Genomic DNA, 17,262 nt, shown 5'->3' on the forward strand with positions numbered 1-17,262 from the left:
GGCTCTTGGGGCAAGAATATCAGATGCCTGTCAGCAGGGCAATTTTCTGAGCGCCTCGCCTAAAAGCACAAACTGTTCATCCAATGGATAGTGGTGATTGCCGATGAAAAGACCGTTGCGGTCGATCCAGTCCGCCTGGGCGAGATCGCCGTGGTTTGTGGCATCGAGCCAGCGGACCGCCTCGCACCGGGCAAAATTGCCCGCCACAATGGGACGGCACTCAATGCCATGGCTGTCCAGGGTTTGCACCACATCCTCCCGGGAAAACGGCGCCGCCTCCCGCACCACCAGACTAAAGCCGAACCAACTGCTTGCCCCGATCTCGCGCTGGACTTGGAACTGCGGAAATGATCCCATGAGACGCAGGAATTTCACAGCGTTCTCGCGGCGGACTTTCACAAAATCAGACAGTTTCCGGATCTGGGTCAGCCCCAGGGCGCCGCTGAGTTCGAGAGGGCGCACGTTGTAGCCGGGCAGCACGAAACGGAAGGATTCTTCAAAGGGATTATCCCCCTTCACGCCGCAGACCTTGTTCACCTTGGGCAGATTCCTGGTCCAGCCGTGGGCCCGGAGGCTGAGCAGGATGTGGAACAACTCCTCGTCGTCGGTGAGGACCATCCCGCCTTCCATGGTGGAGATGTGATGGCTGAAAAACGAGCTGAAACTGCCCATGATCCCGAAAGTTCCGGCCATCTTCCCAGCAAAGGCTGCGCCCATGGACTCGCAGTTGTCCTCGATGAGGATAACGCCCTTGCCCGCCAGGATCGCCTGAATCGCGGCAAAATCGTTGGGATTCCCCAGGAGGTTCACGGCCATGACCAGCCGGGTCCGCTCGCTGACGGCGTCGGCAAGCTGGACAAGGTCATAGTTGAGCGTTTCCGGGTCGATATCCACAAACTTCAGTTTCAAGCCGTACTGATGCAGGGGGAAATAGGTGGTGCTCCAGGAAACCGCGGGCACGATGACCTCGTCTCCGGCTGTCAGCCGCTCGGCCTTGTTTTCCCGGTAAAAAAGGGCGGCCACCATGAGCAGGTTCGCCGAAGAGCCGGAATTGACCATGACGCAGAAGCGCGAGCCGAAATGTTTGGCAAACTCCTGCTCAAAGCCTGCGACATGCTCGCCCATGGAAAACCGGCCGGATTGAATAACCTGGGCCATGGCCTCATATTCCGCCTCGTCCCAGGAGGTACATGCCAAGGGATATTTGCTCATGCTTGGTGCTCCTGCTCTTGCAAGTAATAGTCGTACGCCTGCCCAATGCCTTGCTGAAGCGAGGTTTGCGCGGTCCAGCCCCAGGCGGCGGCCCGTGTCACATCCACGAGTTTGCGCTGCATGCCCACGGGCTTGGCCAGGTTGTGCACAAAGGCGCCCCGAAAACCGACCACCTCGGCAACCGTTTGGTAATATTCGAGGATGGTGCAATCCTGCCCTATCCCCACGTTCATCATCTCCGGCAGGGTGTCATAGGAGCACACCGCCTTGGCCAGGCAATCGGCCAGGTCGCCTGCGTACATGAACTCGCGCCGGGCAAGGCCGTCGCCCCAGATCTCCACCGTCTCCCGGTTCTCCTCCTTGGCCCGGTGCATCTTGTGGATGACCGCCGGGATGAGATGGGAGCTGGCCGGGTCGAAATTGTCATGGCGGCCGTAGAGGTTGCAGGGGATCAGGGTCTTATAGGCATAGCCGCTGTCTTCCTTGGCGATATACTGGCAGAGGCGGGCCGTGGCGATCTTGGCCAGGGCATAGCCTTCGTTGGTCGGTTCCAGCTCCCCTTGGAGGATCATCTCCTCCCGCAGGGGATTGGCGGCGTTGCGCGGATACATGCAGGAGCTGCCGAGATTGATAAGCCGGGGCACGCCCTGTTGGCGTGCTGCCCAAACCAGATTGCGGCCCATGTCGAGATTATCGAGAAAAAACCGGACCGGCTCCCGCAGGTTCGCCTCGATCCCGCCAACCCGGCCCGCGGCATGGATGATCACCTCGGGCCGGTGGGCGGCGAGATACTGGGCGACCTGGTCGTAATCGAGCAGGTTGAGCGCACGGCTGGAAGGGGCCAGAATCTCGAACCCGGCCACAGCCGGATGCTCCCGAAAATTGCGCCCGACCAGACCATTGCCGCCGGTTATCAAAACCTTTATTTCCATGGAAACGTCACGGATGAAAGAGGTTACGGCTGTTCGTGACGGGAGAAAACCTTAAACCCGCTCTGCTGGCACATTTTATCGCGACGGGCGATCTCAAGATCCTCATGCACCATCTCGGTTACCATCTGAGCAAAGGTGATCTTCGGGGTCCAGCCCAGCTTTTCCTTGGCCTTAGTCGGGTCGCCCAACAGGGTTTCCACCTCCGTGGGCCGGAAGTAGCGCGGGTCCACCCGGATAATGACCTGCCCCACGGAGAATCCCGTGTCTGCAGGGGCATCGTCCAGCGACGCCACGATGCCGATCTCGCCAACCCCTTCCCCTTCCCAGCGGAGCCGAACCCCAAGCTCGCCGGCCGCCACCTCGACAAACTCCCGCACGCTGTGCTGTTCGCCCGTGGCGATCACGAAATCCTCCGGGCTCTCCTGCTGGAGCATGAGCCACTGCATCTCGACGAAATCCTTGGCATGCCCCCAGTCCCGCAGGGCATTCATGTTGCCGAGATAGATGCAACTCTGCAGGCCGACACCGATCCGGGCCAGACCCCGGGTGATCTTTCTGGTGACAAAGGTTTCGCCCCGGATCGGGGATTCGTGGTTGAAGAGAATGCCGTTGCAGCCATAAATGCCATAGGCCTCCCGGTAATTCACCGTTATCCAGTAGGCATAGAGCTTGGCCACCGCATAGGGGGAACGGGGATAAAACGGGGTGGTTTCCCGCTGCGGGGTCTCCTGCACCTTGCCGAACAGCTCCGAGGTCGAGGCCTGATAGAATCTGGTCTTTTTCTCCAGCCCCAAGATTCGGATCGCCTCCAGGATGCGCAAGGCGCCGAGGGCGTCCGAATCCGCGGTGTATTCCGGCTCCTCGAAGGAGACGGCCACATGGCTCTGGGCGGCCAGGTTGTACACCTCATCGGGCTGCACCTTTTGGATGATCCGGATCAGGCTGCTGGAATCGGTCATATCGCCATGGTGCAGGATGAAGGCGACGTTTGTTTCATGGGGGTCTTGAAAGATATGATCGATACGATCCGTATTGAACAGGGAGGTCCGCCGCTTCAGGCCATGAACCTCGTAGCCTTTTGCCAGGAGAAATTCCGCCAGATAGGCGCCGTCCTGCCCTGTCACCCCGGTAATCAATGCTTTTTTCTTCATCTCCGCTCCCGATGCCCTGCCGCGACACGCGCAACTGGTTCTGTCTTGGCCTGCTCCTATTCACAAAAAAAAATCATGGGCCGCTGCGCCCATAATCACACCTGCACCTTCTCTTTTCTGCGGCACATCCTACTCTGGAAGCAGTAAATTCTCAAGCCGCCGCTGCTGTCTATAGAAAATAAAGTTAGGAAACCATAGCCCTTCTAATTACGGCAAGTTATGCCATAATTTTTCATTTTAGCAAAATGCAAAAAAAAATAAAGTTTGAAAATCCTTCTCCTCCCGACGGCCGCAGACAAAAAATAAAGTTGGCTAATAATTGTCTCCCGCCGGAGCGCATCAATCTGGCATCCGAGAAAAGCCCTCCGAACCAGTAACCCAAATGGCCATTGCCTAAATTCAAGTATCACTGACCTTACCCCTGTGATTGTTCCACTCTGCGATTAGCGATTTCGGCTTTTTGAGCCCGTTTAAAAGCTGCTGAAAATTCTTCTGGGGTCATGTTGTCCAGAGAGCTGTGGGGCCAATTTACATTATAATCCTTTCGCCATGACTCAATTATTTCTTGGGTCTTGCACAGGCTGACGAACACATGCTCATTGAGGCATGAGTGATGGCTTATTACTGCTTTTCAATCGGGTTCTCCCGCAACCAGGCCCTGCTTGGTGATTTGGTCGCGTTACCCGACGCTGTAGCGCCGGACTATTTCAAATTACAGAATTGATCATGAAACTCACCGGGGGGTTCCCTTAAGGAAATTAGATTTCTAGGCTCATCACGATACTCGGGTGCCCCCTATCAATCGAATCATTTTCCCCTGTGGATGCACAACCCATCTCACCCCATCATCCCGATGGTTTTGCGGAAACGGATCAGTGTAATACCAAAAAAAACCGTGCCTATCAAGACGAGGATAATGAATTGCGACCACACCACATCCAGGCCCGCGCCCCGATAGAGAATCGCCTGGGCAAGTGAGACAAAGTGGGTGGTCGGCGCTATCTGCATTACGGCCTGAACAAAGTCAGGCATGCTTTCGCGTGGTGTGACCCCGCCAGAGAGCATCTGTAGCGGTAACAGCAAAAGCATCAAAAGCAGCCCGAACTGCGGCATCGAGCGCGCGATGGTGCCCAGAAAAATCCCCATGGAGGTGGTGGCGAACAGGTGCAGGGCGGTGCCGAGCAGAAAGAGGGCGAGCGAACCTTCAATGGGCACCGAAAGGAGGCCCTGGACCACAAAGACCAGGGAAAAAGCACAGGAGACAAGGACCACCAGCCCCATGGACCAGACCTTGCTCGCCATGATCTCAAAGGGCGTCACCGGCATGACCAGCAGATGTTCGATGGTGCCATGCTCCCGTTCACGGATCAAAGCGGCACCGGTGAGCACGATGGACAGCATAGTGACGTTGTTGATTACCTCCATCACAGCACCGAACCATGTTTGGGTCAATGAGGGGTTGAAGCGCGCCCTCAGTTCGAGCTCGACCGGTTGCACTGCTGTCCCGCGATACCGCTGAACGAATTCGGCTACCTCGCTACTGATCATGGTCTGGATATAGCCGCTGCCGCTAAAGGCTTGAGTCATACGGGTCGCATCCACATTCAGCTGAACCGTTGGTTGTCGCCCTGCCAGCAGATCAGACTGAAACTCCGGGGGAATGTTCAGTGCAAAAGTATCAAGACCGGCATCCATCCGGCTGTCCATCTCGGCCGGGGTAATCAGCACCGGCGGCAGAAAATGCGGCGGATAAAAGGAGTCAACGATACGCGCCGACAGCGGCGACTGATCTTCGTCAACGATGCCGATCGGTGCCTTGTTGAGGGTTTCCGGCATTGCCGTGGCTCCCGAATAAACCGAAATCGTGAAAGCAAAAACGATCAGCGCTTGCATTATCGGATCACGGACCAGGCTGCGCAGTTCCTTGATGCCCAATTGTCGAATGTTGTCGAGTCGCATGGTCAGCGCTCCTGTTTGCGCAACAACAGCACGCAGAGCCCGGTCAGCAATGGTACGGCCAGGATAAGCGGCAGGAAGGAGGCCTGAAGGTCCGCAAAACCAAGTCCCTTGGAAAATGTTCCGCGGGCAATGATCAGGAAATACGTGGTGGGGTAGATGGTACCGATCATCCTGCCCATCCCTTCCAGTGAGGAGACCGGGTCGGTCATGCCGGAGAACTGTACGGCGGGCAGGATGGTGAGCACGGCCGTGCCGAAGATGGCCGCAATCTGGCTGCGGACAAAGGTGGAAAACAACAAGCCCATGGCGGTGGCCGAAGTGACATAGAGCAGGGCCGCAACGGAGAGGACCAAAAAGCTCCCCTTCATCGGCACGCCGAAAACGGTCACCGCCAGCAAGGACATAAGCAAAAAGTTCACCATTGCCAGGCCGATGTAGGGCAGTTGTTTGCCGAGCAGAAACTCAAGCCGGGTAACCGGCGTGACATAGAGGTTGACGATGGAGCCCAGCTCTTTTTCCCGCACCACACTGAGCGCCGTGAGCATCGCCGGAATCATCAGGAGCAAGAGGGGAATCACCGCCGGCACCATTGCGATCAGGCTCTTAACTTCGGGGTTGTAGCGAAACCGGGTTTCGATCTTGATCAACCCGGCGGAGCGGGACTGGCCAAGCTTGCGCGCCGCCATCTCGGCCAGCCAATGGGCATGCATTCCGCGCACATAGCCCTGAATGGTTTCGGCCCGTTGCGGCATGGCGCCGTCGATCCAGGCCCCGATCGCCACCGGGGTGCCGCGCCCCAGATCGCGGGCAAAGCCCGGCGGTATTTCCAGGGCCAGGCTGATCTCGCCACCCCGCATGCGCCGGTCCAGATCGGCGTAATCGGTAATGGGTGCGTGTTCGATGAAGTAATAATGGGAGCCGGCAAGGTTGAGCGCATAATCGCGGCTGGTCGAGGTCTGGTCGCGGTCGAGCACGGCAAAGGAGAGCCCCTCCACATCCAGGGTGATCCCGTAGCCCATGATCAGCATGAGGATGACGCTGCCGAGCAACGCCAGGGTGGCCCGAATCGGATCCCGCTGGAGCTCCAACCCTTCGCGCCGGCTGTAGCTGAGCAGCCGGCGAAGATCGAAGCCGATTTTTTTGATCGGCACGCTCCTGTCGTGGGGTGGCGGGGGGGGAGGGAGCGCCGCCGCGTTTGCGGATAGCTCGGGGGACTTGCCCTCGGGTACGGTGTCTTCCAGGTAGCCGATAAATGCCTCTTCCAGGGTTGTTGCCCCGCGGTTTTGCATGATCGTGGCGGGCGTATCGCTGACCAGCACCAGGCCTGCGTGCATCAGGGAGATGCGGTCGCACCGTTCGGCTTCGTTCATGAAATGGGTGGAGATGAAGATGGTGACCCGGTCATGGCGGGCGAGGTCGATCAACATTTGCCAGAACCCATCCCGGGCGATCGGGTCCACCCCCGAGGTGGGTTCATCGAGGATCAGCATCTCCGGCTGATGGATCATCGCCACCGCCAGGGAGAGCCGTTGGCGTTGCCCCAAAGGGAGACTGTCTGGCAGCGCCGCCATGATCTCGGTTAAGCCGAAGCGGCGGGCCATTTCGCTTACGCGGTCTGGAATCTGCTCGACGGGTACGCTGAAAAGGCGGGCGTGCAAGGTGAGGTTCTGCTCCACGCTCAGCTCGGAATAGAGCGAGAAGGACTGGGTCATGTAGCCGACGCGGCGACGGGTTTCAAGATCCTTGGGGTTTATCGTCTGGCCGAAGAGCCACGCCTCCCCATCGCTGGCCGTCAGTAACCCGGTGAGCATCTTCATGGTCGTGGTCTTACCGCAGCCGTTGGAGCCGAGAAAGCCGAAGATCTCCCCGCGGGCGATGCGGAAACTCACCCGGTCCACTGCGGTGAAGTCGCCGAAACGCATGGTCAGATTCTTCGCCTCGATCGCGATCTCCTCGCCATCGGTTTCGCGTGGTGGGATGCGGATCGCCTGGTGGCCGGCGCGTTTTTCTTCCGGTAGCAAGGCAATAAAGGCCCCCTCCAGGGTATCGCTGGCGGTACGCTCCAGTAGCTGCTGCGGGGTGCCGGTGGTCAGCACCCGCCCACCATCCATGGCCACCAGCCAGTCGAAGCGGGCGGCCTCTTCCATATAGGCGGTGGCCACCAGGACGCTCATCCCGGGTTGCCCGGCCCGGATCCGTCCGATCAACTCCCAGAACTGTCGGCGCGAGAGGGGATCAACCCCGGTGGTGGGTTCATCGAGGATCAGGAGATCGGGATCGTGGATAAGGGCACAGCAAAGGCCGAGTTTTTGTTTCATCCCTCCGGAAAGCTTGCCCGCCGGGCGGTCCCGGAAAGGAGCCAGGTCGGTGCTGACGAGCAGGTCGGCGATGCGGCGCTCTCGTTCGCTGCTCTCTTGGGAGAAGAGACGGCCGAAGAAATCGATGTTTTCGAATACCGACAGGGTTGGGTAAAGATTTTTGCCCAGTCCCTGAGGCATATAGGCAATGCGCGGGCAGACGGATTTCCGGTGGTGGGCTTCGGCCATATCCCCGGCCAGCACCGCAATCCGGCCGCTCTGGATGATGCGGGCGCCGGCGATCAACGAGAAGAGCGTAGATTTTCCTACCCCGTCCGGGCCGATCAAGCCGACCATTTGTCCGGCCGGCAGATCAAGGGTGACCGTGTCCAAGGCCAGGGTCTTGCCGTAGCGCAGGCTGACCTCGGTTAACGAGGCGACCGGGGGTGTTTCTGCCGCAAGCGACGCGGGAGGTGACTCGGCCTCGCTCATTGCGGGAGCCTCACCTGTAGGGCGTTCGGCCACGCAATCTGCGGATCGAGCCGGACATGGGCTATGCCCGGCAGGCCGGTTTTGACCTGACGGATATGTTTCTTGAGCAGCTCCGGTGCGATGTGCGCCTTGACCCGGAACATCAGCTTCTGCCGTTCGCTGGCGGTTTCCACGGTCTTGGGGGTGAACTGGGCCACATCGGCGACAAAGGAAACCGTCGCCGGGATGACGTAATCCGGGGCGGCATCGAGCACCAACCGCGCCTCGGAGCCGATGGCGACCCGGCCCGCAATGGCGGATGGCAAAAAGAAGGTCATGTACACATCGCTCAGGTCGAGCAGGTTGAGGATCTTGCCCCCACCGGCAACCACCTCGCCGGGCTGGGCAATGCGGTACTGCACGCGGCCGTCGCGGGTCGCCTTCAACGCACTGTCATCAATGTCTGCCTGGAGTCGTTCGATCGTGGCCCGTGTCGCCTCGACAACCGAGCGCGCTTCAACCTCCTGGGATTGTGCCGTGGCAATCGCGGCTTCGGTCGCGGCTGTCTGAGCTTTTGCCGCCCGGATTGCCGCTTGGCTGCTCAGGGCTTGGGCGCGATCATCGTCGAGTTCCTGGGTGGAGACGGCACCCATGCCAGCCAGGGGTGCCGAACGCGATAGACGTTTTTGAGCCGCATCAAGTTCGGCCTCGCGTTGCGCGAGCAACGCCAGAGCGGCGGCCTTCTCACTCTGGCGTTGCACCACTTGGTTCTGCACGGTTTTAACAGCGCTTTCTGCCTTACGAAGATATGCTTCGGCCTCGCGGCGCTGGGCATCGAGCACCTCGGTATCCATGCGTGCGACAATCTGTCCTACGGTGACGAAGTCGCCTTCGTTCACCAGAATAGCTTTGATTCGGCCTGAGATTTTGGCGGCGATGTCGATTTCAACCGCCTCGATGCGGCCATTGCCGCTGGAAATTCCCTCATTCTTTTCGTTGCCGCCATATCGTTGCCATGCGACCACAGCCAAAATGCCAATTGCCATAGACCCCACGGCTCTGATCAACCATTTTTTCCGCTGTTCGATCATTGTTCTTCCTCAACCAGCCAAGACGTGCCTGACGCCTTTCATTTCAGATCAGTCAATCGGGGAAGAGGTTCTACCGCCCCCCATATCCACCATGCGGCTACTGCCAACTCGACCAAAACGATTTGTTTTTTCGCACTTGCTTTTCCATAAAATTACACCTAGGGTTTTCACCCTCAGAAATTTCTTCCACTGCGCCGGATGGAGATGAGCAGCCAGATTCCGGCCACTGCCGCACTGATAAATCCCAGCAGACCGAACAGGGGTAGGCCAAACAATACAGGGCCGCGCTCGACGGTCATAACGATGGCCGAACCGATAATCAGGGCGGCGATGACCACGCCCATAGTCAGACGACTGGTGGCGCAGTCCAGTTGGTCCCCAAAATCCTGCAACCGTGTCACATCTACGTGCACTTGGAGTCTGCCGCTCCGGGCGGAACGCAAGAGCTGTCGCAAGTCCTGAGGCAAACCGGTAAGGATGTCGAGACCGTCGACAACCGCTTGCCATCCCCGTTTGACAAGGGCATCCGGGGCATAACGAGCCTGGAGTGCCCGGCGCAGGAAAGGTGAAAACTCCGTTACCATATCAAACTCCGGATCAAGCTGTCGCCCCATCCCTTCCAAGGTGATCAACGATTTAATCAACAGCGTCAAATCCGGCGGCAAAATAAGATGATAGTCACGGAGCAGGGTGGTCAGATCAGTCAGGATGGTGCTGATATTGAGTTCTTTCAGGGGAACGCCATGATACTGATCAACGAGGCCATCAATTTCTAATTTTAGACTGTCCAGGTCGATTTTTGCCTCCCCGGCCCAATCGAGCAGCACTTCGACAACACGGTCGGCCTCCCTCTCCACCATGCCATGAAGCAGGTCCACCACCTGACTGCGGCGATCGACAGACAATCGTCCAACCATACCAAAATCGATGATGGCGATTCGGTTTTCCGGCAGGTAAAAGATATTGCCCTGATGAGGGTCGGCGTGAAAAAAACCATCCACTAAAATCATCTTCAATACGGCTTGGACGCCGCGTTGAGCCAGAATTTTCCGGTTCAGGCCGGCCTGCCCTACGGCTGTGAGATCGCGGCCGGGGATCCCGCTGATAGTTTCCTGTACGTTCATCCGTTCGCCGGTCCATGTCCAATAGACTTTTGGGATGACGATTTCGTCGTGGAGGCTAAAATTATGGGCAATCCGTTCCGCATTGCGGCATTCTGCCGCCAAGTCCAGTTCGCGGCGCAGAGACAGGGTGAACTGACGCACCACCTCTCGCGGTCTGAACCGGAACATCTCCGGGGATTCGGCCTCGACAATTTTCGCCAGGCGCAGCAGGAGCCGCAGGTCAGCTTCGACGATCGGCCGGATGCCGGGGCGCCGGACCTTGACAATGACATTCTCCCCTCCCCGCAATCGGGCGCTGTGGACTTGGGCAATGGAGGCTGCGGCCAGCGGCTCGGGAACCAGTTCGGCGAAAACCTCTTCCGGCACAGTGCCTAGATCCTCCAGCAACTGCTGCCTGATCTGGACGAACGGTACTGACGGCGCCCTATCCTGCAATTTTTCGAATTCAGCGATCCATTCAGGGGAAAACAAGTCCATGCGTGTAGCGAGGATCTGCCCCAATTTGATAAAGGTCGGCCCCATCTCCTCCAGCGCTCGCCGCACTCTCGCGGGCGGCTCCAATCGCGCCAGTTCACCGGCCTCTTGCCAGTGTAGCATCTTGCCGGCGCGTTCCAAGGCACTGGCCATCCCCAACCGACGAACCATATCACTGAATCCGTAACGGACCAAGATTGAGGCGATATCGTGGAGCCGCCCCAGATCGCGGGCAGCAGTCAGGGTTTCCCATAAAACGGAGGGCATCACTATTCCTTTTTGTTAGTGCCCTTTTTCTTGAGCGTTTCAGCAATCCCCTCTAAAAAACCGGCGGCAGCCATGGAAATCTTTATTCCCACCTCCCTGGCCATGTCGGCGCCGACACTCACGTTTTCGCGCATGTTCTCTTCCTGTTGCCGGGTCAGCGTTTCCACCGCCTTTTTCGCCGCCGCACCCACCGCAGTGCCGGTATTGCGGGCGTGCTGTACCAAATCGCCCAGCACATTCCTTACCGTGTCATCCGAGGCCCGGGCTATATCATTTGCGGACTCCAGAAACATATCCTCCAGTGTCCGCAAATCATTCAGCCCACGTTGGAGATTCTGAGAGCCGAATTCCTTAATGTGACCAGCCGCCTCTTCGATGGCCAGTTTGGAAGCCTCCGCCGACTTCGCCAAAGCCTCGTCCACACCGGTCATCACCTCCCGCAATGCATGGTCGACCCTGGCGCCTTTCTCCTTTGCTCCAAGACTCGCGCCCTCCAGCACAGCTTGAACGACCTCCTGACTTTTTTGTACATCCAGGTGGCCTGTGCTCAGCGCCTTCAAGGTGATATCCCGGACGGTCTCATGGATGTTTACCCCGTCCGCCACGGCGACACGAGCTTCATGCTCTATTTTTCTGCTCTGATTTTTCCGTTGTGTCTGCGCGGTCATTGCCTTCTCCTCTGTAAGTTAGGTTACCATAAAAGGAATGGACTGTATTGCCCGACCAACTTTCAACAACAACCTGAGTCTTCTCAGATTTTTTATACGATACCGATTTTTCCCCGCGCGCTCTCATAGCCGATCTCAATAATCTCCTTAGCGCGACCGAAATCCAGGAAACGAATGTGCCCCAACAACGGCTGGATAAGGATGTCCGGCCGGTCAGCCTCCAAACGATATTGAGTAATACGTGTTTCCATGATGTTGATTGAGGCAAGCAGCACTTCGAATATGCTGGGCAATGACTCCCCAGACGAAAGCCAGCGCGAAAACTGCATCGCGCCCGGCGCTCCATGGTCAAGCAATTTGGCCTTAATTTCCTGTATGGACTGGCGATAGCCCTCCATCCAGCGGCTGAACATGTCAAATTCCCCATCCACTGTGGCGACCGGCATGTTTACTCGCTGCGACTTAAGATTCTTGCCGGCAACGATGTCGTGGTTGAGATCCACCGCGATCACGATTTCGGCCCCCATGGCACGGACAACGCTCACCGGTACCGGGTTGGTGAGGCCGCCGTCCACCAGGATATGGCCATTAAGACGCACCGGGGTGAAGATGCCGGGCACGGAAATACTGGCCCGCACTGCTTCGATGACATCCCCCTGTCGAATGGCAACCTCCTCGCCGGTCTGGATATCCGTCGCGACGGCACAAAAAGGCGTCGGTAGAGTCTCAATGGCATCGGCACGGATATGGGCGCGCACCAGTTCACCCACCTTAACGCCGTCAATCAGCCCCGACTTTGGAAAAACGACATCAAAAAATGAGACGATTTTCATCCATTCAAAATCCTGGAAGGTTGCTTCCAGAGCGTCCACCTTGCCTGCGGCATAAATCGCGCCGATCAAAGCGCCAATGCTGGTGCCAGCAATGAAATCTATCTTGATTCCTGCCTCTTCCAGTGCACGGATGACGCCCAGATGCGCTAGGCCGCGTGCCGACCCGCCGCCTAGCGCCAGGCCGATCCTGGCATCGACGCGCTGGCACATAATTGATTGTCTCGACTCTCCTGTCATGTTTTTTTACCAAAAGTCACGGCCTGGAACAAAGGCAGTATTCGTGTGATCATCTTGCTAGCGATATCGTTCCGCCCTTCCTCCATCAGTTTTGGCAAGAACCTCCCCCCGCGCCTGACAAACCCGGACACGCACTGCTAAGAAATAAAGGGCACACGACTATTCTGATGACAGACCGCATTGTTTTCATATTATCCCTCAAAGCTGATCACGTGTCCATCTGGAAACGAGAATGGGCTCTGCAAGCTTTTTTAATTCACCGGCAAGAAATTCTTCGGATGCGGCGGCGTAACTTTGATGCAGTTTTGGGGCCAGCGACAAGAACGATTGGAGATACTCCGGATCAAAGGCTTTTCCTGACTCCTCCGTCATTAGCCTAAGGCTTTCATCCAAGGAGTAAGGCGGCTTGTAAGGACGCCCGGAGGTCAAGGCGTCAAAGACATCAGCAATAGAGAACAGACGAGCAATAGGCGAAATTGCCTTACCGGCTAAGCCGTTTGGATATCCCGTGCCGAGATAGTGTTCATGATGCCCTTCTACAATCGCCTCAGCCCCGCGTAGAAAAATGCTGTGGCGGAGGATATCAAGGCCTTGCGCAACATGCGTCCGCATAATTCTGGTTTCTTCTTCATCAAGCGGACCCGGCTTGAGCAAAATTTTGTCGGGAATTGCGATTTTCCCGATGTCGTGAAGAAAGGCGCCGACAACCAGATCGTGCATCTTGGTCTCAGGAATACGAAGCGTTCCGGCCAAATGAATTGCGTACAAAGTGACCCTGTAATTATGCCCACTGGTGTCGCTGTCCCGTTTTGCTATCAAGCTACCCAGCATGATCAAGGTCTCGCCCCTGGCTCTCATATTGTCCAAAGCTTGTCGTTTCAACGCGTTCTGATGCAGGCGCAAAACAGGATAGAGAAGTATCGTTGTGGCATAAACAAGAAGATAAAAAGCAATAATCATCCCCACCAAGTCATAATGAACTTGCCCTGAAAGCTGATACGCATAGCGAACCAGCGCATAATGATCAGTAACATCGACTTGCCGCAAATGCGCCTCGGTTAACAACCGCAGGATACCAAGCATAAACGCAAAGTTTGTTCCCACTAGGGTGGCCCCCAGAAATAGCTTTAACCCAAGTCCATCGGCCATAAACAGTTTTCGCAACCATCTATACATTACCTTGGGATTGATCGGGTTGGTGTGGGAAATAGGGGAAGCATGAGACCACGATGGCACGTTTGCATTTTTCATTTTTTAAAACTCCATTCCGTGGTCACAGAGCTTGATCGTTCACACCTTGATCAACGGACAATTGAGAAACCCACCCTCGCCTGTGTGCCACGATCCAGATTGTAGTCTAGCAGGCTTTCTCCGTATCCTGTGAATAGCTGAAAATGCAGAAAACCGCCGGTCCGGGCAAAAAAAGCCTTGCGTAACGGATAGGAAAGATCCAACTGGGCGCTGCCATACCCGGCGGTACCGCTGCGCAATTGCGCAGCCATCATCCAACCATCCTCATCTCCATAGCGGAAATTCCAGTCCACATACCCCCGATAACGCTGGATATCCGGGTTTTCTTCTTTGTCCAGATATCCATAAAGCTTGGGCGCGAAGATCAACGTGCGTTCATTCATAAATTTGATGCGCCAGACAGGCTGCGCAAAGAGAGTGTTAATGCTGCGAGAACTCACGTCGTCCTTACCGTTCGATTCGTGTTCAAAGCCGGTACGCAGCAGGTCTGGCATCAGACCATTGCTAATGATAGCCCCCTGCCAGAAAACACTGGGACGATAGGTGCTGTCACGAAAGGGAGCTGAATCTTCCCCAAGATCCCAGAGGGAAGTCTGCGTATAGCCGAAATGAAGACGGGAAAGCAGTGGAAACCACACCACTGGACGACTGTCAGAATCAAAAATCCGGTATTTGAAACTCAATTGGAAGCGGGCGTTGATGCCGCCGTTGTCGCCCACGACAAAATATATTGGCTCATTGACTGACAAGGCAGGTTCGTTCGCAGAGAACAATATGTCACCAACAGCACTAGGCTGTATGACGGACGATGCTGTTGTCGCTAAAGACGCCGGGGTCTGCTTGATGGGATCAGGATGGATGACCAGCAGAGCCAACCGGTTCGATTCTTCTCCCGCCAACTCAACCCGCACCATCCCTATGAGATAATTCGGCAATACCCCGTGATACGTTCGACGGGTATCTCCCATGGCGGCCGGCTCTGCCGCGGCAACCTCTACTTCGAGCGTCCTACCTTCGTGCACCACCTTAAGACTGAGCGTTGTCGGCCAATCAACCTGCGCCGAGGGCTTGACGACATCAAACGCAATCGGTGCGCCCGCAGACGCGGTCTCATCAGGAGTCGCGATTAACCAGGAGGGAGTTGCCGCCCAAGCTAACGGCACAATGGTGAAAAGAACCAAGAGTAGCAACGGACAAATCGCTATCAAGCGATTCAGTGATTTCGTCCTCCTTTGCAGCTTCCGTCCTGCCCAGCGCCCCATAATATAAAAGCTGTTTTTGCACAATATCATAGCCGACCCCAGCGCGTCCAAAATTCAGGAAACGGATTGTGCACAATGCCTGACCAGAATTTGACATAATGATGAAAAGTCCATATTGCAACAATTCCTGCCTTGTAACTACTTACGATTGCGTGGTGGGATTTTTTAGTTTCAGGGCGATCCGCGCCACATGTCCTCCTTGAAAACGGGCTCCGGCCAGTTCATTGTCACTTGGCATTCGTTCTCCTTGACCTCCGACGATGGTCGATGCGCCATAAGGTGACCCGCCGCTGACTTCGCTAATCCCCATCTGACCTGCAAAGGCATAGGGCAGGCCAACTACCACCATGCCATGGTGCAGTAATGTGATGTGAAAACTGAGAATGGTCGATTCCTGACCACCATGCTGCGTGGCAGAGCTGGTAAACACGCTGCCTGGCTTTCCAACCAGATCTCCCTTTTGCCAAAGACCGCCGCTGGCATCCAAAAACTGGCGCATCTGGCCGCACATGTTGCCGAAGCGGGTCGGAGTGCCAAAGATAATTGCATCTGCCTCAGCCAAATCATCCATCGTGGCAGTCGGGATATGTTGCATTCCTTTCTGGGCATCAAGCGCTCCCATCTTCTCCATCACTGTCGAGGGAAGGGTCTCCGGAACTTTTTTTATCACCGCCCCGCACCCGGCTACCGCCCGAACACCTTCCGCCACAGCTTCGGCCATCTTGTAAATGTGCCCATACATACTGTAATGAACGATTAACACTTTACACATGTTTTGCTTCTCCTTTTATCAACCTACAGCAGAGGTTAGTCTGTGACCTGAGTCAGCCCCTAAGCAGAGGAACGAATATATGTCGCAATTCCTGATCGGTGGGCGACAGGGCTGCCGGTGATAAAAATTCCTGAATCTTGGCAGCGTTCGTCATGTGTGCAAAATCGCGATGCTTGATTGCCCCTCTTTGACTAATTTTCTCGTCTTTCCCTTGACTATATTTTTTGTTATTCGCGCTTAAAGGAGCAAGCATTATAGAGTTCGTAGTCAGTAGGATTGCCAGTTATCTTTACGATAAAGCGAGAGGTAACTATATTCACCAACTTTAATCTCTCGGGGTTTCACTGAAGTGAACCCGTGAAAACGGAGCGTCTCGTCAAGCTCCGCCGATCTAATACGAATATTGATCGGCGAGCCGAGGTGACCGGGAATTTTCTTAAATTCAATCACAGCCAAAACGCCGCTTGGTTTCAAGACCCTCTTAATTTCACCCAACGCTTTCTGATCGTCGCCCTGCGGCACCAAGTCATGAAATGTTATGACCATGAGGCAAATATCTATTGTGTTGTTGCCCAAAGGAAGCGAAAGCGGGCCAGCGACCCTAGGAACGACATTGGTGATACCTTCAGCCACAATTTTATCGGTCAACCGATCAATTATCCCCTCCTGCAAATCAAAGGCATATATCCGCCCCTGCTCCCCAATACGGCTGGCCGCGGCCAGGGCATAGTCGCCGCAACCACAGACAGCATCAAGAAAAATTGCGTCTTCCTTGATTTCTAGTTCTCGGAAGAACTTTTCCTGGTCGATTAAATCGAAGCTGCTCTTGCCATTGGGAATATTTTTTTGCTGATTCATCCACACACCTCTCAGTCCCATGTCATGCGTTTCCTGAATTCGATCCTCTCTCTTCTGGCCTCCACTCCATGTTAATGACCATATGGAGAGGCGCTCCATATGGTAAGCATGAAGAATCCCCCCGTGACAACAGCATGCATTGGGCGCCAGTCCGCGCAACCCTTCTCCAAGCACCTTGCAGAGAGTCTCATTGTTAGTTAACCGGTAAAGCCAGGCTAAGACCAACATCTGAAAAATCAGTGTTTGCAAAGCAGGTGAATCAGATTGATCGGCCAGCCCGGCGGTGGTTCCTTGGCCAAAACGTAAAATGCCACCGCAAGAGAGAGTAATGCTATCGCGATATACAAAGCCAACCTGGATGGTTTCATACGCCCTCCGATTACGTGTTTGGTGCTTCACCTCA

The 17,262-nt window shown here is 55.9% G+C and carries 14 protein-coding genes; all 14 read right to left on the bottom strand.

All coding sequences use genetic code 11. The annotated features are described in order from the left end of the window. Positions 1-30: 30 nt before the first annotated feature. Complete coding sequence (locus tag MWR57_RS05545) at positions 31-1,212, bottom strand: DegT/DnrJ/EryC1/StrS family aminotransferase (protein ID WP_423123800.1); 1,182 nt, start codon at positions 1,210-1,212, stop codon at positions 31-33. After that, the gene (locus tag MWR57_RS05550; RefSeq protein WP_423123801.1) at positions 1,209-2,144 is read right to left on the bottom strand and encodes a GDP-L-fucose synthase family protein; all 936 of its coding nucleotides are present in this window, start codon (positions 2,142-2,144) and stop codon (positions 1,209-1,211) included. The genes MWR57_RS05545 and MWR57_RS05550 overlap by 4 nt, the downstream gene beginning before the upstream one ends. 23 nt (positions 2,145-2,167) lie before the next feature. Continuing rightward, positions 2,168-3,295: a GDP-mannose 4,6-dehydratase gene (gene gmd, locus MWR57_RS05555; protein ID WP_423123802.1), complete on the bottom strand. Its 1,128-nt coding sequence runs from the start codon at positions 3,293-3,295 to the stop codon at positions 2,168-2,170. Positions 3,296-3,710: 415 nt separating this feature from the next. Beyond that, on the bottom strand, positions 3,711-3,917 hold the full coding sequence (locus tag MWR57_RS05560; protein ID WP_423123855.1) for an integrase core domain-containing protein: 207 nt from the start codon (positions 3,915-3,917) through the stop codon (positions 3,711-3,713). A gap of 215 nt (positions 3,918-4,132) precedes the next feature. Beyond that, positions 4,133-5,254, bottom strand: coding sequence for an ABC transporter permease (locus tag MWR57_RS05565; RefSeq protein ID WP_423123803.1), 1,122 nt, complete (start codon positions 5,252-5,254; stop codon positions 4,133-4,135). A 2-nt stretch (positions 5,255-5,256) separates the two neighbouring features. After that, on the bottom strand, positions 5,257-8,043 hold the full coding sequence (gene rbbA, locus MWR57_RS05570; protein WP_423123804.1) for a ribosome-associated ATPase/putative transporter RbbA: 2,787 nt from the start codon (positions 8,041-8,043) through the stop codon (positions 5,257-5,259). Continuing rightward, a complete protein-coding gene (locus MWR57_RS05575; RefSeq protein ID WP_479723948.1) occupies positions 8,040-9,113 on the bottom strand; it encodes an HlyD family secretion protein in 1,074 nt (357 codons plus the stop codon). The genes rbbA and MWR57_RS05575 overlap by 4 nt, the downstream gene beginning before the upstream one ends. A gap of 173 nt (positions 9,114-9,286) precedes the next feature. Next, positions 9,287-10,978 carry an ABC1 kinase family protein gene (locus MWR57_RS05580; RefSeq protein ID WP_423123805.1) on the bottom strand — a complete coding sequence of 564 codons (1,692 nt, stop codon included), beginning with the start codon at positions 10,976-10,978 and terminating at the stop codon, positions 9,287-9,289. Positions 10,979-10,980: 2 nt separating this feature from the next. Beyond that, positions 10,981-11,646, bottom strand: a complete 666-nt coding sequence (locus tag MWR57_RS05585) for a DUF6781 family protein (RefSeq protein ID WP_423123806.1) — start codon at positions 11,644-11,646, stop codon at positions 10,981-10,983. Between the two features lie 92 nt (positions 11,647-11,738). Next, entirely contained in the window at positions 11,739-12,689 is a 951-nt protein-coding gene (locus MWR57_RS05590) for a patatin-like phospholipase family protein (RefSeq protein WP_423123807.1), read from the bottom strand. Positions 12,690-12,914: 225 nt separating this feature from the next. Continuing rightward, positions 12,915-13,967, bottom strand: coding sequence for an HD-GYP domain-containing protein (locus MWR57_RS05595; protein WP_423123808.1), 1,053 nt, complete (start codon positions 13,965-13,967; stop codon positions 12,915-12,917). 50 nt (positions 13,968-14,017) lie between these two features. Next, positions 14,018-15,259, bottom strand: a complete 1,242-nt coding sequence (locus tag MWR57_RS05600) for a phospholipase A (RefSeq protein ID WP_423123809.1) — start codon at positions 15,257-15,259, stop codon at positions 14,018-14,020. Positions 15,260-15,371: 112 nt separating this feature from the next. Next, positions 15,372-16,001 carry an NAD(P)H:quinone oxidoreductase gene (wrbA, locus tag MWR57_RS05605; protein WP_423123810.1) on the bottom strand — a complete coding sequence of 210 codons (630 nt, stop codon included), beginning with the start codon at positions 15,999-16,001 and terminating at the stop codon, positions 15,372-15,374. Positions 16,002-16,268: 267 nt separating this feature from the next. Then, the gene (locus MWR57_RS05610) at positions 16,269-17,258 is read right to left on the bottom strand and encodes a class I SAM-dependent methyltransferase (protein WP_423123811.1); all 990 of its coding nucleotides are present in this window, start codon (positions 17,256-17,258) and stop codon (positions 16,269-16,271) included. Positions 17,259-17,262 lie beyond the last annotated feature (4 nt).

It is taken from the genome of Hydrosulfovibrio ferrireducens (assembly GCF_046883345.1).
Lineage (GTDB): Bacteria > Desulfobacterota > Desulfobulbia > Desulfobulbales > Desulfurivibrionaceae > Thiovibrio > Thiovibrio ferrireducens.

What these genes read in the sequence shown, in the direction of transcription:
- rbbA (WP_423123804.1), bottom strand. Translation starts at nt 8,043, where the DNA reads ATGAGCGAGGCCGAGTCACCTCCCGCGTCGCTTGCGGCAGAAACACCC.
- MWR57_RS05550 (WP_423123801.1), bottom strand. Translation starts at nt 2,144, where the DNA reads ATGGAAATAAAGGTTTTGATAACCGGCGGCAATGGTCTGGTCGGGCGC.
- MWR57_RS05580 (WP_423123805.1), bottom strand. Translation starts at nt 10,978, where the DNA reads ATGCCCTCCGTTTTATGGGAAACCCTGACTGCTGCCCGCGATCTGGGG.
- MWR57_RS05565 (WP_423123803.1), bottom strand. Translation starts at nt 5,254, where the DNA reads ATGCGACTCGACAACATTCGACAATTGGGCATCAAGGAACTGCGCAGC.
- MWR57_RS05595 (WP_423123808.1), bottom strand. Translation starts at nt 13,967, where the DNA reads ATGAAAAATGCAAACGTGCCATCGTGGTCTCATGCTTCCCCTATTTCC.
- wrbA (WP_423123810.1), bottom strand. Translation starts at nt 16,001, where the DNA reads ATGTGTAAAGTGTTAATCGTTCATTACAGTATGTATGGGCACATTTAC.
- MWR57_RS05590 (WP_423123807.1), bottom strand. Translation starts at nt 12,689, where the DNA reads ATGTGCCAGCGCGTCGATGCCAGGATCGGCCTGGCGCTAGGCGGCGGG.
- MWR57_RS05575 (WP_479723948.1), bottom strand. Translation starts at nt 9,113, where the DNA reads ATGATCGAACAGCGGAAAAAATGGTTGATCAGAGCCGTGGGGTCTATG.
- MWR57_RS05585 (WP_423123806.1), bottom strand. Translation starts at nt 11,646, where the DNA reads ATGACCGCGCAGACACAACGGAAAAATCAGAGCAGAAAAATAGAGCAT.
- MWR57_RS05545 (WP_423123800.1), bottom strand. Translation starts at nt 1,212, where the DNA reads ATGAGCAAATATCCCTTGGCATGTACCTCCTGGGACGAGGCGGAATAT.
- MWR57_RS05600 (WP_423123809.1), bottom strand. Translation starts at nt 15,259, where the DNA reads ATGATATTGTGCAAAAACAGCTTTTATATTATGGGGCGCTGGGCAGGA.
- gmd (WP_423123802.1), bottom strand. Translation starts at nt 3,295, where the DNA reads ATGAAGAAAAAAGCATTGATTACCGGGGTGACAGGGCAGGACGGCGCC.